Source organism: Geodermatophilus obscurus DSM 43160, from assembly GCF_000025345.1.
Lineage (GTDB): Bacteria > Actinomycetota > Actinomycetes > Mycobacteriales > Geodermatophilaceae > Geodermatophilus > Geodermatophilus obscurus.
In genome coordinates this window covers 1684716-1705098 of the sequence record NC_013757.1, presented here as the reverse complement: position 1 = coordinate 1705098, position 20383 = coordinate 1684716, and the positions used below count along the sequence as shown (strand labels likewise).

General features: G+C 75.8%; 22 protein-coding genes, 1 tRNA gene and 1 pseudogene. 8 read left to right on the top strand and 16 right to left on the bottom strand.

Annotated elements, in window-relative coordinates; translation table 11 throughout:
* Positions 1 to 133 precede the first annotated feature (133 nt).
* The 3 genes from GOBS_RS08115 to hrcA are packed head-to-tail and all read right to left on the bottom strand — an operon-like array spanning position 134 to position 3120.
* A complete protein-coding gene (locus GOBS_RS08115) occupies positions 134 to 901 on the bottom strand; it encodes a 16S rRNA (uracil(1498)-N(3))-methyltransferase (RefSeq protein WP_012947801.1) in 768 nt (255 codons plus the stop codon).
* 55 nt (positions 902 to 956) lie between these two features.
* Complete coding sequence (gene dnaJ, locus GOBS_RS08110) at positions 957 to 2081, bottom strand: molecular chaperone DnaJ (RefSeq protein ID WP_012947800.1); 1125 nt, start codon at positions 2079 to 2081, stop codon at positions 957 to 959.
* A gap of 16 nt (positions 2082 to 2097) precedes the next feature.
* Positions 2098 to 3120 (bottom strand): heat-inducible transcriptional repressor HrcA, encoded by a 1023-nt coding sequence (gene hrcA / locus GOBS_RS08105; RefSeq protein WP_012947799.1) that lies wholly within the window; start codon positions 3118 to 3120, stop codon positions 2098 to 2100.
* Positions 3121 to 3324: 204 nt separating this feature from the next.
* Here hrcA and GOBS_RS08100 point away from each other — a divergent pair, with 204 nt between their 5' ends.
* Positions 3325 to 3732 carry a type II toxin-antitoxin system VapB family antitoxin gene (locus GOBS_RS08100; RefSeq protein WP_012947798.1) on the top strand — a complete coding sequence of 136 codons (408 nt, stop codon included), beginning with the start codon at positions 3325 to 3327 and terminating at the stop codon, positions 3730 to 3732.
* A gap of 132 nt (positions 3733 to 3864) precedes the next feature.
* Here the strand turns inward: GOBS_RS08100 and GOBS_RS08095 are convergent, their stop codons facing one another.
* The 5 genes from GOBS_RS08095 to hemW all read right to left on the bottom strand — a co-directional run bounded on the left by GOBS_RS08095 (position 3865) and on the right by hemW (position 8936).
* Positions 3865 to 4470 (bottom strand): response regulator transcription factor, encoded by a 606-nt coding sequence (locus GOBS_RS08095; protein ID WP_012947797.1) that lies wholly within the window; start codon positions 4468 to 4470, stop codon positions 3865 to 3867.
* Complete coding sequence (locus GOBS_RS08090; RefSeq protein ID WP_012947796.1) at positions 4467 to 5576, bottom strand: sensor histidine kinase; 1110 nt, start codon at positions 5574 to 5576, stop codon at positions 4467 to 4469. Before GOBS_RS08090 ends, GOBS_RS08095 begins: the two co-directional genes overlap by 4 nt.
* Positions 5577 to 5596: 20 nt before the next feature.
* Entirely contained in the window at positions 5597 to 6337 is a 741-nt protein-coding gene (locus GOBS_RS08085) for an ABC transporter permease (protein WP_012947795.1), read from the bottom strand.
* Positions 6334 to 7233, bottom strand: coding sequence for an ABC transporter ATP-binding protein (locus GOBS_RS08080; protein WP_012947794.1), 900 nt, complete (start codon positions 7231 to 7233; stop codon positions 6334 to 6336). The genes GOBS_RS08085 and GOBS_RS08080 overlap by 4 nt, the downstream gene beginning before the upstream one ends.
* A 482-nt stretch (positions 7234 to 7715) precedes the next feature.
* The gene (hemW, locus tag GOBS_RS08075; protein ID WP_012947793.1) at positions 7716 to 8936 is read right to left on the bottom strand and encodes a radical SAM family heme chaperone HemW; all 1221 of its coding nucleotides are present in this window, start codon (positions 8934 to 8936) and stop codon (positions 7716 to 7718) included.
* A gap of 115 nt (positions 8937 to 9051) precedes the next feature.
* Between hemW and GOBS_RS08070 the strand changes: the two genes are divergently transcribed.
* Positions 9052 to 9822, top strand: coding sequence for an enoyl-CoA hydratase-related protein (locus tag GOBS_RS08070; protein WP_012947792.1), 771 nt, complete (start codon positions 9052 to 9054; stop codon positions 9820 to 9822).
* A gap of 59 nt (positions 9823 to 9881) precedes the next feature.
* On the opposite strand, the gene GOBS_RS08065 is transcribed toward GOBS_RS08070, so the two are convergent.
* Positions 9882 to 10256, bottom strand: coding sequence for a PH domain-containing protein (locus GOBS_RS08065; protein ID WP_012947791.1), 375 nt, complete (start codon positions 10254 to 10256; stop codon positions 9882 to 9884).
* Positions 10257 to 10344: 88 nt separating this feature from the next.
* On the opposite strand from GOBS_RS08065, the gene GOBS_RS27260 reads away from it, so the two are divergent.
* On the top strand, positions 10345 to 10494 hold the full coding sequence (locus GOBS_RS27260; protein ID WP_012947790.1) for a hypothetical protein: 150 nt from the start codon (positions 10345 to 10347) through the stop codon (positions 10492 to 10494).
* A 109-nt stretch (positions 10495 to 10603) separates the two neighbouring features.
* Here GOBS_RS27260 and selB read toward each other — a convergent pair whose 3' ends face one another.
* The 6 genes from selB to GOBS_RS27245 form a co-directional block, all read right to left on the bottom strand.
* A complete protein-coding gene (gene selB, locus GOBS_RS08060; RefSeq protein WP_243697671.1) occupies positions 10604 to 12385 on the bottom strand; it encodes a selenocysteine-specific translation elongation factor in 1782 nt (593 codons plus the stop codon).
* Complete coding sequence (gene selA, locus GOBS_RS08055) at positions 12376 to 13686, bottom strand: L-seryl-tRNA(Sec) selenium transferase (protein ID WP_012947788.1); 1311 nt, start codon at positions 13684 to 13686, stop codon at positions 12376 to 12378. Before selA ends, selB begins: the two co-directional genes overlap by 10 nt.
* Before the next feature lie 62 nt (positions 13687 to 13748).
* The gene (locus tag GOBS_RS27255; RefSeq protein WP_012947787.1) at positions 13749 to 14753 is read right to left on the bottom strand and encodes an ABC transporter substrate-binding protein; all 1005 of its coding nucleotides are present in this window, start codon (positions 14751 to 14753) and stop codon (positions 13749 to 13751) included.
* Positions 14735 to 14878, bottom strand: a complete 144-nt coding sequence (locus tag GOBS_RS27250; protein ID WP_166487330.1) for a hypothetical protein — start codon at positions 14876 to 14878, stop codon at positions 14735 to 14737. Before GOBS_RS27250 ends, GOBS_RS27255 begins: the two co-directional genes overlap by 19 nt.
* A gap of 84 nt (positions 14879 to 14962) precedes the next feature.
* Positions 14963 to 15448, bottom strand: coding sequence for an ABC transporter substrate-binding protein (locus tag GOBS_RS08040; protein ID WP_012947785.1), 486 nt, complete (start codon positions 15446 to 15448; stop codon positions 14963 to 14965).
* A gap of 187 nt (positions 15449 to 15635) precedes the next feature.
* Positions 15636 to 15731: transfer RNA gene (locus GOBS_RS27245), tRNA-OTHER, on the bottom strand.
* Positions 15732 to 15754: 23 nt separating this feature from the next.
* Here GOBS_RS27245 and selD point away from each other — a divergent pair.
* A complete protein-coding gene (selD, locus tag GOBS_RS08030) occupies positions 15755 to 16774 on the top strand; it encodes a selenide, water dikinase SelD (RefSeq protein ID WP_012947784.1) in 1020 nt (339 codons plus the stop codon).
* A gap of 422 nt (positions 16775 to 17196) precedes the next feature.
* Here selD and GOBS_RS28670 read toward each other — a convergent pair.
* Positions 17197 to 17766 (bottom strand): annotated as a pseudogene (locus GOBS_RS28670) (class I SAM-dependent methyltransferase); the annotation flags it as partial.
* A 184-nt stretch (positions 17767 to 17950) separates the two neighbouring features.
* Here GOBS_RS28670 and GOBS_RS08025 point away from each other — a divergent pair.
* The 4 genes from GOBS_RS08025 (at position 17951) to GOBS_RS08010 (ending at position 20376) form a co-directional block, all read left to right on the top strand.
* Positions 17951 to 18916, top strand: coding sequence for a zinc-binding dehydrogenase (locus GOBS_RS08025; protein WP_012947782.1), 966 nt, complete (start codon positions 17951 to 17953; stop codon positions 18914 to 18916).
* Positions 18917 to 18972: 56 nt separating this feature from the next.
* Positions 18973 to 19434, top strand: a complete 462-nt coding sequence (locus GOBS_RS08020; RefSeq protein WP_012947781.1) for a YbaK/EbsC family protein — start codon at positions 18973 to 18975, stop codon at positions 19432 to 19434.
* 163 nt (positions 19435 to 19597) lie between these two features.
* Positions 19598 to 19831, top strand: coding sequence for a hypothetical protein (locus tag GOBS_RS08015; RefSeq protein ID WP_012947780.1), 234 nt, complete (start codon positions 19598 to 19600; stop codon positions 19829 to 19831).
* Positions 19832 to 19833: 2 nt separating this feature from the next.
* Positions 19834 to 20376: a Clp protease N-terminal domain-containing protein gene (locus GOBS_RS08010; protein WP_012947779.1), complete on the top strand. Its 543-nt coding sequence runs from the start codon at positions 19834 to 19836 to the stop codon at positions 20374 to 20376.
* The last annotated feature ends 7 nt before the right edge of the window (positions 20377 to 20383 follow it).

Genomic DNA, 20383 nt, shown 5'->3' with positions numbered 1-20383 from the left:
CCGCACACCGCGGGGGACGGCGACCGCGGGGTGAGGTCGGTGCCGTCCTCCCTCACCGTTCCGGCTCCTCCCTCACGACGGGTGGTGAGGGAGGAGCCGCGATGATCAGGTCACCTGATCATCGCGGTCAGCGTCACGCCCAGCGGGTGCGGACGGAGAGCGCAGCGAGGGCGGCGGCGCCGGCGGTCGAGGTGCGCAGCACCTCCGGGCCGAGCCGCACCGGGCGGGCGCCGGCGGCGTTCAGCGCCACCACCTCGCCGTCGCTGAGCCCGCCCTCCGGGCCCACGATCACCGCGATCGAGCCGGACGTCGGCAGCTCGATGCGGGCCAGCGGGTGGCGGGCCTGCTCGTGCAGGACCAGGGCCACGTCGACGTCGGCCAGCGCGCCGCACACCTGGCGGGTGGTCAGCACGTCGGTGACCTCGGGCACGCGGGGACGGCGGGACTGCTTGCTGGCCGCCCGGGCCGCAGCGCGCCACTTCGCGACGCCCTTGGCCGCACGGTCCTCCCGCCAGCGGGTCACGCAGCGCGAGGCCGCCCACGGCACGATCCGGTCGACGCCGAGCTCCGTCGCGAGCTCCACCGCCAGCGGACCGCGCTCACCCTTCGGCAGCGCCTGCACCAGCACCAGCTCCAACGCCGGCGGCGGCACCTCGTGGCGGGCGGAGACCTGCACCCGCAGGCCCTGCGGCCCGGCGGCGGTGACCTCGCCCGCGGCGACGGTGCCGCGGCCGTCGCCGACGCGCACCCGCTCCCCGGGGGTCAGCCGCAGCACGTCGACGGCGTGCCGGCCCTCGGCACCGTCGACCAGCAGGTCGGCGGTGTCGGGCAGCTCGTCGAGCAGGAACAGCGGCGCGCCGTCGAGCTCGGGCACCCGGTCGTCGGTGGGGACGGCGCTCACGCACCCTCCTCGCCGGCGCTCGTCGGCTGCGGCGCTGCTCCGCCCGTGGGTGAGCTCACTTGAACAGCCGGGAGAAGAGCCCGCCGTGGCCGTCGGCACCGGCGGCGGCCGGACGGTCCTCGCCGCGCAACGCGGCCAGCTCGCGCAGCAGCTTCTCCTGCTCGGCGTCCAGGCGGGTCGGCGTCTCGACCTCCACGTGCACCATCAGGTTGCCCCGGCCGGTGGCACGCAGCCGCGGGGCGCCCTTGGCGCGCAGGGTGAGCACGCTGCCGGACTGGGTGCCCGGCCGGATGTCGACCTCCTCCTGCCCGTCGAGGGTCTCGAGGGTGAGGGTGGTGCCCAGCGCGGCGGCGGTCATCGGCAGGGTGACCCGGCAGTGCAGGTCCTCGCCGTCCCGGGTGAAGACGTCGTGCGGCCGCTCGGCGATCTCCACGTACAGGTCACCGGCGGGCCCGCCGCCGGGACCGACCTCGCCGTGGCCGGTCAGCCGGATCCGCATGCCGTCCTCGACGCCGGCCGGCACCTTGACCGGGATGGTGCGCCGGGCCCGCACGCGCCCGTCGCCGCCGCACTTCGGGCACGGCTCGGGGATGACCTGGCCGGTGCCGGCGCAGGTCGGGCAGGGGCGGGTGGCCACGACCTGACCGAGGAAGGAGCGCTGCACGCTCTGCACCTCGCCGCGGCCCGAGCAGGTGACGCAGGTGGTCGGGTGGGTGCCGGGCGCGGTGCCCGCACCGGTGCACGCGTCGCACAGGACGGCGGTGTCGACGGTGATGTCCTTGGTCGTGCCGAACACCGTCTCGTCGAGGTCGAGGTCGAGACGGATGAGGGCGTCACCGCCGGCGCGCACCCGGCTGCGCGGGCCACGCGTGGTCGCCCCGCCGCCGAAAAAGGCGTCCATGATGTCGCCGAGCCCGCCGAAGCCGGCCCCGCCGAAGCCGCCGGCCCCGGCGCCCGCGCCGTTGTCGAACGGGTCGCCGCCGAGGTCGACGATGCGGCGCTTCTCCGGGTCGGTCAGCGCCTGGTAGGCGCGGCTGACCTCCTGGAAGCGCTCCTTGGCCCCGGGGTCGGGGTTGACGTCCGGGTGCAGGTCCCGGGCCAGCCGACGGTAGGCCTTCTTGATCTCGTTGTCGGAGGCTCCGCGGGCCAGGCCCAGCACGCCGTAGTAGTCGGTTGCCATCGAGAAGTCTCTTACCTCAGCTCTCGGCCAGGATCTGGCCGACGTAGCGGGCCACGGCACGCACCGCGGCCATGTTGGTCGGGTAGTCCATGCGGGTGGGGCCGACGATGCCCAGCCCACCGAGGGCGCGGTCCCCCGAGCCGTACCCCACGGAGACGACCGATGCACCGGAGAGCGCCTCGTGGGCGTTCTCCTCGCCGATCCGCACGAGGACGGCACCCCCGGTGTCCACCTCGCTGATCAGGCGCAGGACGACGACCTGCTCCTCCAGCGCCTCCAGCAGCGGGCGCAGGCTGCCGGGGAAGTCGACGGCGACCCGCGCGAGGTTCGCCGTCCCGCCGATGACCAGGCGGTCCTCCCCCGGCTCCACCAGCGTCTCCACGAGGGCGGCGCTCACGGCGGCGACCAGCCGGCGCAGGTGCGGCGGCGCGGTCTCCAGCAGGTCGGGCACCAGGCCCGCGGCGTCGGCGAGCTTGGCCCCGGCGAAGGTCTGGTTGAGCAGCGCGCGCAGGTCGGCGACGTCGTCGCGGTCGACGTCGACCGGGCAGTCCAGCAGCCGCTGCTCGACCCGACCGGTGTCGGTGATGAGGACCAGCAGCAGCCGGGCGGTGGCCACCTGCACCACCTCGAGGTGGCGGACCGCGCTGCGCGAGAGGGTCGGGTACTGGACGACGGCGACCTGGTGGGTCAGCTGGGCCAGCAGCCGCACGGTCCGGCTGAGGATGTCGTGCAGGTCGAGCGCACCGTCGAGGAACCGCTCGATCGCCCGCTTCTCCGCAACCGACAGCGGCTTGAGCGCCGAGAGCCGGTCGACGAAGAGCCGGTAGCCCTTGTCGGTGGGCACCCGGCCGGCGCTGGTGTGCGGCTGGGTGATGTAGCCCTGCTCCTCGAGCACGGCCATGTCGTTGCGGATGGTGGCCGGTGAGACGCCGAGGTCGTGCCGCTCGGCGAGGGCCTTGCTGCCCACCGGGTCGTTGGTCGAGACGTAGTCCTGGACGATGGCCCGCAGGACCTGCAGGCGGCGCTCGTCGTGCGCCACGGTGACACCTCCCCGTACCGGTCGACGCGTCGGGCGGCACCCCTCCCGGGGCCCCGGCGCCCGGACGGCGAGGTCGTGGGCGCTGGCACTCGCGCGGACAGAGTGCCAGTGCAGCATACGTCGGTCCGGCGGTGCCGTCGCGGCTCTCACGGGGGCGTACGGCACCGTCCGGAGGGGACGGCCGATAGGCTCGACGACGGTCCAGTGCCCACCGGGCGGCGCAGAGCGGAGGTCGGTCCCCTGATCTTCAAGGCGGTCCGGAACGGCCGGCCCTATCCCGACCACGGGCTGGCGACGCGGGACTGGGCGATGATCCCGCCGCGCCAGATCCGGCTGGACACGCTGACCACCACCAAGCGCGAGCTGGCCCTGGACACCCTGCTCGCCGACGACTCCACCTTCTACGGCGACCTGTTCCCGCACGCCGTCCAGTGGAAGGGCGAGCTCTACCTCGAGGACGGCCTGCACCGCGCGCTGCGGGCCGCGCTGCAGCAGCGCAACGTGATCCACGTGCGGGTGCTCGACCTCGACGCGCTGATCCCGGCCGAGCAGACGGGCTCCACGACGGGGGCGATCCCCGTCCAGCGGCCGCTGCCCGACCTCCAGCAGTAGGAGGACCCCGTCCTCCTCGGGAAGGACCCCGTCCTCCTCACCGCTCGCAGGCTCGCGGCGAGCCTCTGGACGGGGCCGGTCGGGCTCGCGGCGAGCCTCTGGACGGGGCCGTCGAGCACGGGGGTCCTCCTGCTACAGCCAGCCCTTGTCGGCCGCCACGCGGGCGGCCTCGACGCGGGTGCGCGCGCCGGTCTTGCCGATTGCCGAGGACAGGTAGTTGCGCACCGTCCCCTCGGAGAGGAACAGCCGGCGGGCGATGTCGGCGACGGTCGCGCCGTCAGCCGCCTCCCGCAGCACGTCGGCCTCGCGGGTCGACAGCGGTGTGGCGCCGATGGCCAGCGCCGCGGCCGCGAGGTCACGGTCGATCACCCGCTCGCCGGCGACGACGGCGCGGATCGCCTTCGCGAGCTCGGCGACGGGCGCGTCCTTCACCAGGAACCCCGCCGCGCCGACCTCCATGGCGCGGCGCAGGAAGCCCGGCCGGCCGAACGTGGTGAGGACGACGGCGCGCACGCCCGGCAGCTCGGCGGCCAGCTCCCGCGCCGCGTCGATGCCGTCCTGGCCGGGCATCTCGATGTCGAGCAGCGCGACGTCGGGGGTGTGCTCCCGGGCGGCGGCGAGCACCTCGTCGCCGCGGCCGACCTCGGCGACGACGGTGATGTCCGCCTCCAGTTCCAGCAGCGCCCGCAGCGCGCCGCGCACCATCGACTGGTCCTCGGCGACGAGCACGCGGATCACCGGGCCACCCCGGCGGGCACCGGCGCCAGGGGCAGGACGGCGCGCAGCTCGTAGCCGCCGTCCCGGCCGGCGCCGCCGGTGAGCGCCCCACCCAGCGCGCCCACCCGCTCGGCCAGTCCGGTGAGGCCGGAGCCGGGCGTGGTGTCGTCGGCCGGGCCGCGGCCGTCGTCGGAGACGGTCAGCACGGCCTCCCCGCCGTCCTCGGTGAGCGAGACGGTCACCGAGCGGGCGCCGCTGTGCCGCAGCACGTTCGTCGTCGCCTCGCGGACCACCCAGCCCAGCGCCGCGTCGACCGGGCCGGGCAGCGCCGGCACCCGGGCGGGCAGCCGGACGGCGATCCCGGCGCCGGACAGCGCCGAGCGCGCCTCGGCCAGCGCCTGGGCGCAGCTGACCTGGCGGTAGCCGCTGACCGCGTCGCGGACCTCGGCCAGCGCGCGGCGGGCGGCGGCCTCGACGTCGGCCATCTCGGCCCGCGCCCGCGCCGGGTCGGCCTCGGCCAGCCGGCCGGCCAGCTCGCTCTTGAGCGCGATGAGCGACAGGCTGTGCCCGAGCAGGTCGTGCAGGTCGCGGGCGAACCGCAGCCGCTCCTCGGCGACGGCGTTGCGGGCGAGCTCCTCGCGGGCCTCGGCGAGCTCCGCGTTGACCGAGATCAGGTGCCGGGTGCCGCGAAGCGCGAACGCGGTGAGCAGGCACAGCACCGGCAGGATGAGCAGCCCCCGTTCGCCGTGGAGGACGAGCACCGCCGCGCACACGGCGGCCGCCGCGACCACGGCCGGCCACACCCACCGCGTCGGCAGCGCGGCCGCCGAGGCCGCGGACACGTAGATGAGCAGCCCGGCCCAGGACGGGCCCATCCAGACGGCCAGCGCGACGCCGAGCGCGGCGACCACGGCCAGCCGGCCCAGCAGGGACCCGGTCCAGCAGCTGCCGAAGGCCCGGTGGAAGACGTCGAGGTAGACGACGGTGAAGACGAGCAGACCGGCGCCGGCGACCAGCCGGACGACGAGCGGGCGGTCGGTGGTGACCAGGTCGGCGACCGGGAAGAACTGGAACAGCAGCCAGGGCAGCGCCCAGCCGACGCGGTACCAGCGGGGGCGGGGGTCCACGGCGCCCGACCGTAGCCCGGTCAGCCCGCGACGGCGGTCAACGGACGACGCCGCGCCACGAGGACCGCCAGGGCGGCGAACACCGCGGTGAACCCGACCAGCGCCCCGACGGCGAGCACCGGCGGCAGCTCCCCGGCCGCAGCGGCGCGCCCGGTCTCGGCGTACCAGTACGACGGCAGGCCGTGCGCCACCGCGCGCAGACCGGCGGGGAAGAGCTCGACCGGCACCCACAGCCCGCCGAGAGCCGCCAGCACGGTCCCGACGATGCCGACCGCGCCGCCGGCGGCCTTCTCCTCCAGCGCCCAGCCGAGCAGCAGGCCGAGTGCGACGAACACCGCAGACCCGAGCCACAGGACGCCGATCAGGCCGGCCCACTCGCCGGGTACGAGGTGCACGCCGTTGACGAACCGGCCGGTGAGCGCGACGACGACCAGCGGCGGCAGGGTCAGCAGCATCCCGACGGCGACGTCGACGGCGACCACGGACGTCTGCGGCACCGGGGTGACCCGCAGCTGGCGCAGCCAGCCCGACGCCCGGTCGAAGGAGAGCCGGACGGTCGCGCCGAGGGCCGCCCCGACCGCGCCGTAGGCCATCATCGAGACCATGGTGGCCGCGGCCTGCTCGGGGTTGACGCCGCCCGCCGTCCCGGCGAAGACCCTGGTGAAGAAGACGGTGAACAGCGCCGGCAGCAGCACGGTGAAGAAGAGGAACTGCCGGTTGCGCGCCACCCGGCGCAGCTGGAAGGCGAACAGCGGGCTCACCGCACGCCTCCCACCAGCGACAGGACGGCGTCCTCGAGGCTGGCGCCGCGGACCTCGAGGTCGGCGAGCGGGACGCCGTCGGCGAGCAGGCCGCGCAGGGTGGCCTCGACGTCGGTGGTGGCGAGCGCGACCGTGCCGCCCAGCCGGCTGGCGCCGGTCACGCCGGGCACACGGTCGAAGGTCGCGCCGTCGGGGGCGGAGAAGCGGACGGTGCGCCCGGCGACGGCCGACCGGAGCCCTGCGGACGGCCCGTCGGCGACGACCCGGCCGCCGGCCATCACCACGACCCGGTCGGCGACGGCGTCGGCCTCCTCCAGGTGGTGGGTGGCGAAGACGACGGTGGTGCCGCGGGCGGCGAGGTCGCGCATCGTCGCCCAGAAGGCGCGACGGCCCTCGACGTCCATGGCCGAGGTCGGCTCGTCGAGCAGCAGCAGCGGCGGCTGACCGGCCAGCGCGAGGGCCAGCAGGACCCGCTGCCGCTGGCCGCCGGACAGCGCGTCGACGTCGCGGCCGAGCAGCCCGCCGATCCCGGTGGTGGCGACCAGGTCGTCGAGCGGCCATGCACCCGCTAGCCCGGCCCGCCCGTAGCTGCGCCGGACCAGGTGCAGCACCTCACCGACGCGCGCCTCACCGGGCAGGCCGCCGTGCTGCAGCATCGCGCCGACGCAGCCGGCGCGGACGGCGTCGGCCGGGGCCCGGCCGAGCACGCGGACGCTGCCGGCCGCCGGGCGGAGCAGGCCGAGGACCGCGCTGACGGTGGTGGACTTGCCCGCCCCGTTGGGGCCGAGCAGCGCGACCGTCTCGCCTCTGCCGATGCGCAGGTCGAGGTCGTCGACGGCGAGGACGTCGCCGTGGCGGACGGTCAGGCCGGTGGCGTCGAGGGCGTCGAGGGGCACGCCAGGAGCCTGCTGCTCGGCGCGGTGTCCGCAGTAGTGCGGGACGTCGCGACCTGCACCTGACATCTGTCAGCCGTCGTCCGGTCGCGGCGCGGCGATTCGCGGCGCGGTGCCGTGCGAGGTGCTCGAGGCAGTTGAGTCCGAGCGGCTGGTCTCCAGGTTCAACGAGACCTGGACGCTCACGTGGCGGCTCGTCCCCGAGGGCAGTGGGACACGGCTCCTGCTGCGGCACACCGGCTTCGACCTCGGCACAAGCGGGACCGCGACGCGCTCAACCGCATGGGCCCCGGCTGGCGGTACGTGGTCCTGCCGCGTCTGGCCGACGTCGCGGCGGAGCCCCGGGCCTGACCCGGCACGGCGCATCCCCGCTGAGGACAGCCTCCCTTCAGGGTCCCGCCGGCCCCGTCCAGAGGCTCGTTCCGAGCCTGCGAGGGGTGAGGGGGACGGGGTCCTCCTCCGGTGGGGGCAGGGAGGTCCTCCTCCTAATCGGTCAGGTCCCGGACGAGGGCGTCGGCGAGCAGGCGGCCGCGGTCGGTGAGGACGGCGCGGCCGGCGGCGTGCGCACCCGGCTCGAGCAGCCCGCGGACGACGGCGCGGGCGGCGCGGGCCCGACCGACCTCCGACAGCGCGGTCAGCGGCAGCCCCTCGCGCAGCCGCAGGCCGAGCATCACCGTCTCCAGCGCGCGGTCGTCGTCGTCCAGCAGCTCGGTGTCCTGCACCGGGCTCTCTCCCCGCAGCAGCCGGCCGGCGTACGCGGCGGGGTGCTTGACGTTCCACCAGCGCAGCCCGCCGACGTGGCTGTGCGCGCCCGGCCCGACGCCCCACCAGTTGGCGTTGGCCCAGTACAACTCGTTGTGCCGGCAGCGGGCCGCCTCGCCGCGGGCCCAGTTGGAGACCTCGTACCAGTCGAAGCCGGCGGCGCGCAGGGTGGCGTCGGCCTGCTCGTAGCGGTCGGCGAGGACGTCGTCGTCCGGCATGGGCAGCTCGCCGCGGTCGATGCGGCGCGCCAGCCGGGTGCCCTCCTCGACGATGAGGGCGTAGGCGCTGACGTGGTCGACCGGAGCGGCGAGGACGGCGTCGAGCGAGGCGGACCAGTCGGCGTCGGTCTCCCCCGGCGTCCCGTAGATCAGGTCGAGGTTGACGTGCTCGAAGCCGGCCGCGCGGGCCTCGCGGGCCGCCTCGACGGCGCGGCCCGGCGTGTGCCGCCGGTCGAGGACGGCGAGCACGTGCTCGGCAGCGGACTGCATGCCCAGGCTGATCCGGGTGAAGCCGGCCGCGCGCAGCGTGGCCAAGGACGCCGGGGTCACCGTCTCGGGGTTGGCCTCGGTGGTGACCTCGACGCCGGGGGTGACCGGGAACAGCCGGCGCACCTCGGCGAGGACGGCGGCGAGGTCGTCGGCCGCCAGCAGCGTGGGCGTGCCGCCGCCCACGAAGACGGTCGAGACGGTCGGCAGGTCCGGGCCCAGGGTCTCGGCGGCCTGCCGCAGCTCGGCGATCGCGGTGCCGGCGTACTCGGCGCGGCTGGCGCCGGGCCCCAGCTCGTCGGCGGTGTAGGTGTTGAAGTCGCAGTAGCCGCAGCGGGTGGCGCAGAACGGCACGTGGACGTAGAGCCCGAAGGGGGTGCGAGCCAGCCCCTCGCGGGCGGAGTCAGGGAGCTGCAGGGTCCGCGGCGGGGCCTCGAGCAGCGGCAGGACGGTGTTCATCTGACCCCAGTGTGCCGCGCCGGGCAGGATGCCCGGTGGTGAGCGAGCCAGCGGGCTCACCCATGGGCACAGCAGCGCCGCGAACGCGGCCGACGAGCGCCAGCGAGGAGGACACGTGAGCGACGACACCGTGCTGCAGGTCTCGACGTCCCGGGGGGTCGCGACCCTCACCCTGGACTCCCCCGCCAACCGCAACGCGCTGTCCCGCGCGATGCGCGCCCAGCTGCGGACGGCGCTGGCCGATGCGCTCGCCGATGACGCGGTGCGGGTGGTCGTGCTCGCCCACACCGGCCGGGTCTTCTGCTCCGGGATGGACCTCACCGAGGCGGTGGGCGGGGCGGCCGGTGACCAGGGGGTGCGCGAGCTGCCGGAGCTGCTGGAGACGGTGTGGCGCTCGCCGAAGCCGGTGGTCGCCGTCCTGCGGGGGCCGGCACGAGCCGGTGGACTGGGGCTGGCGGCCGCCTGCGACGTCGTCGTCGCCGCAGCTTCGGCGACCTTCGCCTTCTCCGAAGTGCGGCTGGGCATCGTGCCGGCGGTCATCTCCGCCGTCGTCCTGCCGCGGATGGTGCCGCACACCGCGCACCGGCTGATGCTGACCGGCGAGGTGTTCGACGCGGCGGCGGCCGCCGCGGGCGGGCTGGTCGACCTCTGCGTGCCCGACGACGAGGTGGACGCCGCCGTGGCCGGGCAGGTGACCGCGCTCGCCGCCGGGGCGCCGGCCGCGCTGGCCGAGACGAAGCGGCTGCTGCGGGCCGGCGGGTTGCGCGGCTCGGCCGAGGAGCTGCTGGAGCTCTCGGCGCGGTTCTTCGCCAGCGAGGAGGGCCAAGAGGGCATCACAGCGTTCCGCGAGAAGCGCCCGGCCCGCTGGGTCCCCGCGGCGGATTAGCCTCCCCGGACGCTCGTGCTCTGCCCACCGTGGTGGGCAGAGCCCGAGCGCCCCGGACCTCAGAGCACGTAGCCCGCGATCATCTGCCCGAGACCGCGGATGTCGGCGTTGCCCTTGAACTCCAGCCGCACCTTGCCCAGCCCGCTGAACCACAGGTCGAGCTCGGCGTCGAGGTCGAACGTGCCGGCGGTCTCGATCGAGAAGGCCTGCACCTTGCTGTACGGCAGCGAGGTGAAGTCCTTCTTGCTCCCGGTCATGCCCTGGACGTTGACGGCGATCAGCCGCTTGTCGGTGAAGACGACGAAGTCGCGCATCGCCTTGAAGCAGGCGACGACCTGCTCGCCCGGGACGAGCAGCGGCCCGACCTCGGGGCCGAGCTCCTGCGGGGAGGCGGGGTTGAGCTTGAAGACGGAACCGTTGCTGAAGTCGATCACCGCATCACGGTAGGTCACCGATCACGCACTCACGGCGCTCGTCGGGTGTGCCCTCGTCCCGGCCCACCGGCAGGAGGACGCTCCGGGCATGACCGAGCCCGACGAGCGCGAGCGGTTCCGCCACCTCCCCGAGCCCGTGCGGCTCGAGGACACGGTCGAGGGCGTCGACACCTCCCCTGTGCCCGCTGCGGACGCCAGCGACGAGCGCGAGGTGTTCCTGCGCCAGGCCGGCGGCTGAGCAAGGACCCCGCTGTCCCCACCATGGAAGGACCCCGTCCTCCCCAGCCCTCGCAGGCTCGGGGCGGGACCCGGGACGGGGCCGGCGGCGGGACCCTGCCGGGGGGCCGTCACCGCAGCCGGCGGGTGTTGTCCGGCAGCCGCTCGGTGACACCACGCGCGTCCAGCCACTCCATCAGCGGAACCGCGACCCGCCGGCTGGTCCCCCACGCCGCGCGGGCCTGGCTGAGCGTGAAGGGCGCGGGGACGCCGGCCAGCCGCGCCCGCGCCTGCTCCTCGATCCCCGGCGCCAGGTGGACCCCGTCGGCGATCTTCACCAGCTGCCCGTCGCGGACGGCGGCGGCCAGCTCCCGCGGGCCGAGCCCGGCGGCGCGCAGCTCCTCGGCGTCCGGCGCGGCGAACGGGTCGGCGGCCAGCCGGTCGCGGATGCCGTCGACGGCCTGCTGCACCTCCGCGGGCAGGCCCGCCGTCGCGACGACCACCCGCCCCTCGCGCAGGGCCAGCGGCGGGCGGACGACGGCCGGCACCAGCTCGTCGTCGGGCAGCTCCAGGGCCCGCCGGGCGACGGCCACCGGCGGACCGGCCTCCAGCGGGCGCAGCTGCCGGTAGCGGGCGACGATCCCCGGGAGGGCGGCGGACAGCTCCTCGACCAGGCCCGGCGCGAGCAGCCAGGGCCCGACGGCGGTGGCCTGCTCGGGCAACGGCCACCCCATCGCGGCGAAGTCGGCGGTCCGCACGAACCTGCGGCGGGCCAGCTCGGCGGCTGCCCCGGCCGTGCCGGCGGGCTGGGCGGCCAGCTCCTCGGCGCGGCGGCGGGCCGCACCGCGGCGGCGCAGCTCCGGCGGGTCGACGTCCCGGACGTCGGCACCCAGCACCCGCCGGGCGCCGGGGTCGCGCAGCAGCAGCCGGTCGCGGATCCGCAGTGGCAGCGGCGTGGCCAGCCGCAGCCGCACCGCCGCCCCCTCCAGCGGGCGCAGCCGCGCGCCGACCGCGGCCGACCCGACGTGCACGACCACCTCGGCGGGCAGCCGGGCGTCGTCCCCAGCAGCCCACCCACCCCGGGCCAGGGTGACGTCGAGCTCGGTGGTCGAGCGGAACGCCCCGGGGGTGAGCAGCGCGTCGCCGCGGGCGAGCTCCTCGACCGACGTGCCGCGCAGGTTCAGCGCCACCCGCGCGGTGGCCTCGGCCCGCTCGACCGGCTGCCCCAGGGAGTGCACGCCGCGGACGCCGACCTCGCGGTCGCCGAGCTGCAGCCGGTCCCCGGTGGCGACGCGGCCGGCGGCGAGGGTCCCGGTGACCACCGTGCCGGCGCCCTTGACCGGGAAGGCGCGGTCGATCCACAGCCGCACCGGCGCCTCGCGATCCGGTGCCGGCAGCCCGGTGAGCAGCGACTCCAGCGCGGCGACGACGTCGGGCACGCCCGCGCCGGTGGCGGCGCTGACCGCGACCCCCGGGACCTCGCCCATCGACGTCGCAGCCAGCCGCTCGCGCACGTCGGCGAGCACGGGGGCGGGGTCGGCAAGGTCGGCCTTGGTGACGGCGAGCAGCGCGTGCCGCACACCGAGCGCGTCGAGGACGGCGACGTGCTCGGCGGTCTGCGCCGACCACCCGTCGTCCGCCGCGACCACGACCAGCGCGGCGGGCACCGAGCTGACGCCGGCGAGCATGTTGCCGACGAAGCGCTCGTGGCCGGGCACGTCGACGACCGCGAGCCGGCGCCCGGAGGGCAGCGTCGTCCAGGCGAAGCCGAGGTCGATGGTCAGGCCGCGGCGGCGCTCCTCCTCCCACCGGTCGGGCTCCATGCCGGTGAGCGCGCGGACCAGCGTGGACTTGCCGTGGTCGACGTGACCGGCAGTCGCGATGACGTCCATGCCGGCAGCGGTCACGTCCACCGGCGGGCCACCTCCAGCACCGCGGCGGCCAGCGCCTCGTCGTGCGCCGGCGGCAGGCTGCGCAGGTCGAGCAGGGTGCGGTCCGCCGCGAGGTACCCGACCACCGGGGGCGTGCCGGCGCGCAGCGGCACCGCGAACTGCGCGGGCAGCGACACCGCGGCGCTGGGCAGCGGGTGCTCCGGCGCGCCTCCCCCGCCGACGCGGGCCTGCGAGTCGACCGCGACCGCGTCCAGCCCGGCGACCGTCAGCCGGGCGGCGAGCGCGGCGGCGCGGCGGCGCAGGCCGTCGACGTCGGCGGCGAGCATCCGCTGCACCGGCGGCTGGGGGCCGCGCAGCGTGGCCTCGAGTGCGGCGAGCGTCGTCTTGTCCACGCGGAACGCGCGGTACAGCGGGTGCCGCCGCAGCCGCTGCACCAGGTCGGCGCGGCCGAGCACCAGTCCGGCCTGCGGGCCGCCGAGCAGTTTGTCGCCGCTGGCCAGCACCAGGTCGGCGCCGTCGGCGAGGGTGGTCTGCAGGTCCGGCTCGTCGGGCAGCACGGGGTGCGGGCGCAGCAGCCCGGAGCCGACGTCGGCCACCAGCGGGACGCCGCTGCCGGCCAGCCCCGCGGCGAGCTCGGCCACCGGCACCGCCCGGGTGAAACCGCGGACGACGAAGTTCGACGGGTGCACCTTGAGCACCGCGCCGGTGCCGGGGCCCAGCACGCGCCGGTAGTCCTCGAGCGCGACGCGGTTGGTCGTCCCCACCTCGCGCAGCCGCGCGCCGGTGGCCTCCAGCAGCTCGGGGATGCGGAAGCCGTCGCCGATCTCCACCAGCTCGCCGCGGGCGATGACCAGCTCCCCGCCGAGCGCGGTGGCCACCAGCGCCAGCGCGGCGGCGCAGTTGTTGACCACCAGGGCGGCCTCCGCGGCCGGGACGGCGTCGACCAGCGCGGCCAGCGCCGCCTCGCCGCGCGGCCCGCGGCGGCCGGTGACCAGGTCGAGCTCGACGTCGGTGGTCCCGCTGGCGGCGACCACGGCCTCCACCGCGGCCGGGGACAGCGGCGCGCGCCCGAGGTTGGTGTGCACGAGCACGCCGGTGGCGTTGAGCACCGGCCGCAGGCTGCCGGCCGTCGTCGGCAGGGCGGCCAGGACGGCGTCGGCGGCGTCGTCGGGGTCCAGCCGGCCGTCCCGGACGCGCTGCTGCACGCCCTGGACGGCGGCCTTGACCAGGTCGCGGCCCAGCCGGCCGGCGGCCGCGACCAGGCGGGGGTCGGCCAGCAGCGCGTCGGTGCGGGGCACCCGCCGGCGTGGGTCGGGACTCATCGGCGCCGAGGGTAGGCGGCTCAGGCGCGGAGCCGGACGGTGCCGGCTCCGCGGCAGGGCGTTCAGCAGGCGTTCCCCGAGGCCTGCGAGAAGGTGGGCTTGCCGCTCGTCGGCCGGATGGCGGTCCGGTCGCCGAGGTCCCTGCGGCTGCTGTCCGAGCGCCCGCCGCTGACCGACCAGTGCTGCTCGTCGACGGTGACCTCGGCGAGCTCGAAGGTGGTCTTGTACGGCGAGAAGGTCACGTGCTCGTTGACCGCGTACAGCGCCTGCGGTGCGCAGATGAACAGCGCGAGCGCCCGGTCGTGCACGTAGGCGTCGATCCGCTCGGCGACCTCGACCAGCGCCTCCCCGTCGAGCTGCACCTTCATCTCGTCGAACAGCGCGTCGAAGCCCTCGTCGGGCGGGCCGGCCCGGAAGGCGCCGTCCAGGCCGAAGAACTCCCGGTGCACCGCGGCCGGCGGCGCCTCCGAGGACAGGTCGAACCACGGGTGCAGGAGCACGTCCCACGGCAGGTCGAGCTTCTTCTCGATCAGCGCGCGGGAGCCGGCCGGCACCTGGTCGGGCGGCACCACGACCACCTCGACCATGAGGTCGAGGGTGGAGCGGATGCTCGCGGCCAGCATGTGCGCGATGGCCGCGAAGGACTCGGGGGTGGCGATCCGCAGCGGCCGGCGGGCCGGCCAGTCGGCCTTCGCGAACGCCTCCCGCGCCCTGGCGGCGTCGAGCTCGTACGGCTGCACGCCCGCGGGGAACCCGCTGCACCACGGCGGCGTCATGGCCGGGATGACCGAGGCGTAGCCGTTCAGGCCCTGGTCGACGACCGCCGTGCGGTCGATGGCCGCGTTGAGGGCCCGGCGCACCTCGACGTCGTGCAGGGGCGCGTCGCTGCCGCGGTTGAGGATGCCGACCAGCACCCGGTTGGCGTCGGACACCACCAGCCGGGCGTGCTGGGAGTCCAGCACCCGCTGGGCGTCGGCCGGGGACACCTCGGTGACGATGTCGACCTCCCCCTCCGTGTCGCACACCAGGCGCAGCGCCTCGTCGGGAGTCAGGTCGTTGCGGAACACGGCGCGCTCGATGCGGGCCCGCGGGCGGCGCGGTTCCAGTGGTCGAGGTTGGCCTCCAGCACGACCTGCGGGTCGCGCTGCTCGCTCTCGATGATCGAGGACGCCCGGAAGGGCTCCACGTTCATGATCGCGGGACGGGTCGTGATCGACGAAGCACCCTGGACCAGGGTGAACGGACCGGTACCCCAGGGGCCCGGCTCGTCGATCACCTACCAGTGGCCCTCGCCGGAGCCGAACTTCTTGTAGCCGAAGCCGGGCGCGTCCTTGCCGTTCCAGAAGGCCGAGCTGGCGATGTGGAAGCCGCGGAACTTGCCGATGGCCAGCCCGTCGGGGCCCGGGAAGGAGAACCGCAGGGTGTGGTCGTCGACTACCTCGGCGGTGGACTGCGGCGCCGGGAAGTTCAGCCAGGTGCCGGGCGGGTGGGGCGCGGCCCAGCGCTGCATCTCGTCGAAGTTCTGCTTCACGTTGTGGGCGGTGAAGTGCTCGCCGTCCTGGAACCGCACGTTCCGCCGCAGTCCGAGCTCCAGCGTGCGGTCGTCGAGCCACTCCGAGGACTCGGCCAGCGAGTGGACGACCCGCCCGTCCCGGTCGATGCGGATCGGCTCCTCCATCGTGTTCCAGGTGATGAAGAGCCAGTTCAGCGGCGAGGGGTCGACGACGTGGACGGTGCCGACCGGTTCCGGTGGTGCGGTCATGCAGGCCTCCCGGGACTCAGGGGCGGCGCCGCGGACCGGTCGGCACCGCCACGGGGACGTGTGCTGTGGGTCACATGCCCCGTCGAGACGGTAGGCCACCACTCGGTTGTGCGCAACTGTCCGACCGGGCAGGTCACCGCGGCGGGCCGCCGCCCGGGGAGGACGGCGGCCCGCGCGCGGGAGGAGGTGGCGGAGGCGGACGGGAATCGAACCCGCCTGACCGAGATGCTCGGCCACGTCGGCTTTAGAGGCCGCGGGGGCCACCAGACACCCTGACGCCTCCGCCGGGCAGCCTACGGTGGCCTGGTGGCTATTGCTCAGGAGGCGCCGCCCGCCCGCACCCGGCTCACCCAGTTCGCGCACGGCGGTGGCTGCGCCTGCAAGATCCCGCCCGGCGAGCTGGAGTCCGTGGTGGCCGGCCTGACCGCCACCGGTCCGGTCGACCCGGCCGCGGAGCTGGTCATCGGCCTGGACGACGGCGACGACGCGGCCGTCGTCCGGATCGCGGGTGGGCAGGGCATCGTGCTGACCACCGACTTCTTCACCCCCGTCGTCGACGACGCCCACACCTTCGGCCGGATCGCGGCGACCAACGCGCTCTCCGACGTCTATGCGATGGGCGGCACGCCCGTCGTCGCGGTGAACCTGCTCGGCTGGCCGCGCGACGTGCTGCCCGCCGAGCTCGCCGCCGAGGTGCTGCGGGGCGGGCTCGAGGCCGCGCAGGAGGCCGGCTGCCACGTCGGCGGCGGGCACTCCATCGACGACCCCGAGCCCAAGTACGGCATGGCGGTGACCGGCGTCGTCGACGTCGACCGGGTCATCACCAACGCCGCCGCGGTCGCCGGGACGCCGCTGTCGCTGACCAAGCCGCTGGGCATCGGCGTGCTGAACAACCGGATGAAGGCCACCGGCGAGGTGTCGGAGGAGGCGGTGGCCGCGATGACGACGCTGAACCGCGACGCCGGCCGGGCCGCGGTGGCCGCCGGGATCCGTGCCGGCACCGACGTCACCGGCTTCGGGCTGCTCGGCCACCTCTACAAGATGGCCCGGGCCAGCGGGGTGACCGCGGTGGTCGACGCCGCCGCCGTCCCGTACCTGACCGGGGCGCGGGAGGCGCTGGCCGCGGGCTTCGTGTCCGGCGGCACCCGGCGCAACCTCGACTGGGTCCGCCCGCACACCGACCTGTCCGCCGTCGCCGAGGACGAGGCGCTGCTGCTGGCCGACGCGCAGACCTCCGGCGGGCTGCTGCTGGGCGGCGAGGTGCCGGGCGCCCCGGTGATCGGCGAGTTCGTCCCGCGCGGGGAGCACGTCGTCATCGTCCGCTGACAGCCGTTCTCGAGGGGCATCGCAGCGAGCGCCAGCGAGCGAGGAGCGGACCGAGGCGCGGAAGCGGACGTGTCATCGTGCGGTGACGCCGCCGACTGGGCAGTTGCGGTCGTCCCGCCCGGCGTGTGCGTGCGTGTCTCCGACGGCAACTGCCCACTCGGCCGACGTGGCACTCGGCCGACCGCTTCCCCCCGGTGGGCGGTGGTCAGCCAGGCGAAGGCGCCCAGCAGGACCCCGTCCGGTGTCGCGTGCTCGGCCAGGGTGGCCTGCAGCTCGTCGAGCGCGGCCCGCCGGACGCCGTCGTCGAGCCCGCCGAGGAGGCCCCGGGTCAGGCCCAGCCCGCTGACGAAGTGGAACGCGTCCTCGGCGTCGGCTCCCAGCCGGACCATCCCCGGCACCTCGGCGACGGAGACCGACTCGAACCCCGCGGCGGCCAGGACCCGGCGGACGTGGTCGGGGTCGGACAGGCCGAACGGCCCGGGGGCGTCACCCGGCGGCTCGGGCAGCGGGCGGCCGGCCGCGAGGGTCCGGCGGAGCACGAGCAGCCACTCGTTGCGGGCCAGCGGCTGCCACGACAGCAGCGCCAGTCGCCCGGCGGAGCGCAGGGCCCGCGCCACGTTGCCGAAGGCCGCCACCGGGTCGCCGAAGAACATCGCCCCGAACCGGCTGAGGGCGACGTCGAACGCCGCGGGCTCGAAGGGGTGCACCTGGGCGTCGCCCTGGACGAACGTCGTGTTGGCCAGCCCCGCGGCCGCGCTGCGCCGGCGGGCCTCGGCCAGCAGCGGGGCCGACAGGTCGATCCCGGTCGCGTGCCCGTCGGGTGCCGCGCGCGCGGCCGCGCGGGTCGAGATGCCCGCACCGCAGCCGACGTCGAGCACCCGGTAGGCCGCGCCGATCCCGGCGGCCTCGAGCAGCGCCGGGTCGAACGCCGCCGAGGCCGCGTCGAAGCGGTCCGCCCGCGCCGCCCAGTCCTCCCCTCCGCGCCGTTCCAGGCGCTGGCCATCTCGGCGTTGCGGGCGTCGATGAGCGGGGGCTGCGGTGGCATCGGCACGGTCATCGCCGTCTCCGGTCGGCGGGGCCTGGACCTCGCATGGTCCCGGACGGCGACGGGTCTGCCCACCCCTGCGGGCACGGCCTGACGTCGCCCCTGGTGGGGTCCTCCGTTAGCGTCCGACCATGCTCGCTGCCTTCGTCTCCACGCCCGCCCCGAAGGACCCGCTCTCCGTGCTGGAGGTCGGTGAGCGCCCCGAGCCGGAGGCGCCCGACGGCTGGACGACGGTGCAGGTCAAGGCCGTCTCGCTGAACCACCACGACCTGTTCAGCCTGCGCGGGGTCGGGCTGCCGCAGGAGCGGATGCCGATGATCCTGGGCACCGACGCGGCCGGGCTCGACGAGGACGGCAACGAGGTCGTCGTCCACGGCGTCGTCGCGAGCCCGGGCTGGATCGGGGACGAGACGCTCGACCCCAAGCGCACGCTCTTCTCGGAGCTCTACCAGGGCACGATGGCCGAGCGGGTCGCCGTCCCCCGGCGCAACGTGCTGCCCAAGCCGGCCGAGCTCTCCCTCGCCGAGGCCGCGTGCCTGCCCACCGCCTGGCTGACCGCCTACCGGATGCTCTTCGTGAAGTCCGGGCTGCGGCCGGGGCAGACCGTGCTCGTGCAGGGCGCCAGCGGCGGCGTCGCCACCGCGCTGGTCGTGCTCGGCAAGGCCGCCGGCTTCCGGGTGTGGGTGACCGGCCGCAGCGAGGAGAAGCGACAGGGCGCCCTCGACCTCGGTGCGGACCAGGCGTTCGAGACCGGCGCCCGGCTGCCCGAGCGCGTGGACGGCGTGATGGAGACCGTCGGCGAGGCGACCTGGAGCCACAGCGTCAAGTCGCTCAAGCCCGGCGGCGTCATCGTCATCTCCGGCGCGACCACCGGCCCCAACCCCGGTGCCGAGCTGAACCGGGTCTTCTTCACCCAGCTGTCGGTCATCGGCTCGACGATGGGCACCCGTGAGGAGCTCGAGGCGCTCATGCGGATGTGCACGGCCACCGGCGTGCGCCCGGTCATCGACGTCGAGCTGCCGCTGACGCAGGCGCGCGAGGGCTTCGAGCGCATGCTTGAGGGCCGGACGGCGGGGAAGATCGTCTTCACGCTGTGAGCGACTCCGCTGCCCCACCGGCTCCACCGGGCGGGAGCGGACCGGAGAGCAGCGCCGTGAGCCCGGTCGACCGGGTGGTCGCCACGCTCCGCGAGGCCGGGGTGGACGCCGAGGTGCGCCGCTTCGACCAGCCGGTGCCGACGGCGGCGGCCGCCGCTGAGGCGCTCGGCTGCGAGGTGGGCGCGATCGCCAACAGCCTCGTCTTCGACGCCGACGGCACACCGCTGCTGGTGCTGGCCAGCGGCGCGCACCGGGTGGACACGCGGAAGGTGGCGGCGCTGGTCGGTGCGCGGCGGGTGCGGCGGGCGACCCCGGACCTCGTCCTCGCCGCGACCGGCCAGGAGGTCGGCGGGGTGGCGCCCACCGGCCACCCCGCTCCGCTGCGCGCGCTGGTCGACGTCGACCTCGCCCGGCACCCGCTGCTCTGGGCAGGCGGCGGCGACCACCACACGATGGTCGCGCTCAGCTACGCCGACCTGCTGCGGCTGACCGGAGGCGACGAGGCTGCTGTCGCCTGAGCGACGCCCCTCCTCGCGGGACTGCGCCGCGCTCTCCCGCCGAGCGAGCAGTTGCGGTCGGCCGTGACGACGCGCCGGCGCGTGTCGGCGGCAGCAGCTGCACACTCGCCCCGCGCGTCAACGACGGTTGACAATGGCCATGTCGTCAACCACAGTTGACGCCATGGCCGACACAGCACAGGTGGCCTCCGCCGCCAGCAGCCGCGACCCCGCGGTCGGGCTGAGGGCGGTCCGCGCGCTGCGGACCCTGGTCGAGCGGATGGAGGCCCTGCAGGTGGAGAACGCCCGGGACCAGGGCTGGACCTGGGAGCAGATCGCCCACCTGCTGGGCGTCACGCGGCAGGCGGTGCACAAGAAGCACGCAGGCGGCCGCGGGCCGCTCCGGCGGAGGGACTGACCGTGTTCGAACGCTTCACGTCCGACGCTCGCGAGGTCGTCGTCCTGGCGCAGGAGGAGGCCCGTGCCCTCCGGCACGGCCACATCGGCACCGAGCACCTGCTGCTCGCCCAGCTGCGGCTGGACACCCCGACGACGGCCGTCCTGCGCCGGCACGGTCTCGACCACGACGAGGTGGCCGCGGCGGTCGCCGCCCACCTCGGGAGTGCAGACCTGGACGCCGAGGCGCTGCGGACCCTGGGCATCGACCTGGACGCCGTCCGGGACGTCGCCGAGGCCACCTTCGGACCGGGCGCGCTGGACGCCCCGCGCCACGGCCGGCAGCCGAGGAGCCCCGCGCACATCCCCTTCAGCTCCCGCGCCAAGAAGGTGCTCGAGCTCTCGCTGCGCGAGGCGCTGGCGATGCGCGCGAGGACCATCGCCGACGGGCACATCGTGCTCGGCCTGCTCCGCGAGGGGCAGGGGCTGGCCGCGAAGGTGCTGCACGACCGCGGCATCGACCCGCAGGTCCTGCGCGAGGACATCACCGCGGCGCTGCGCGGCTGACCACGCA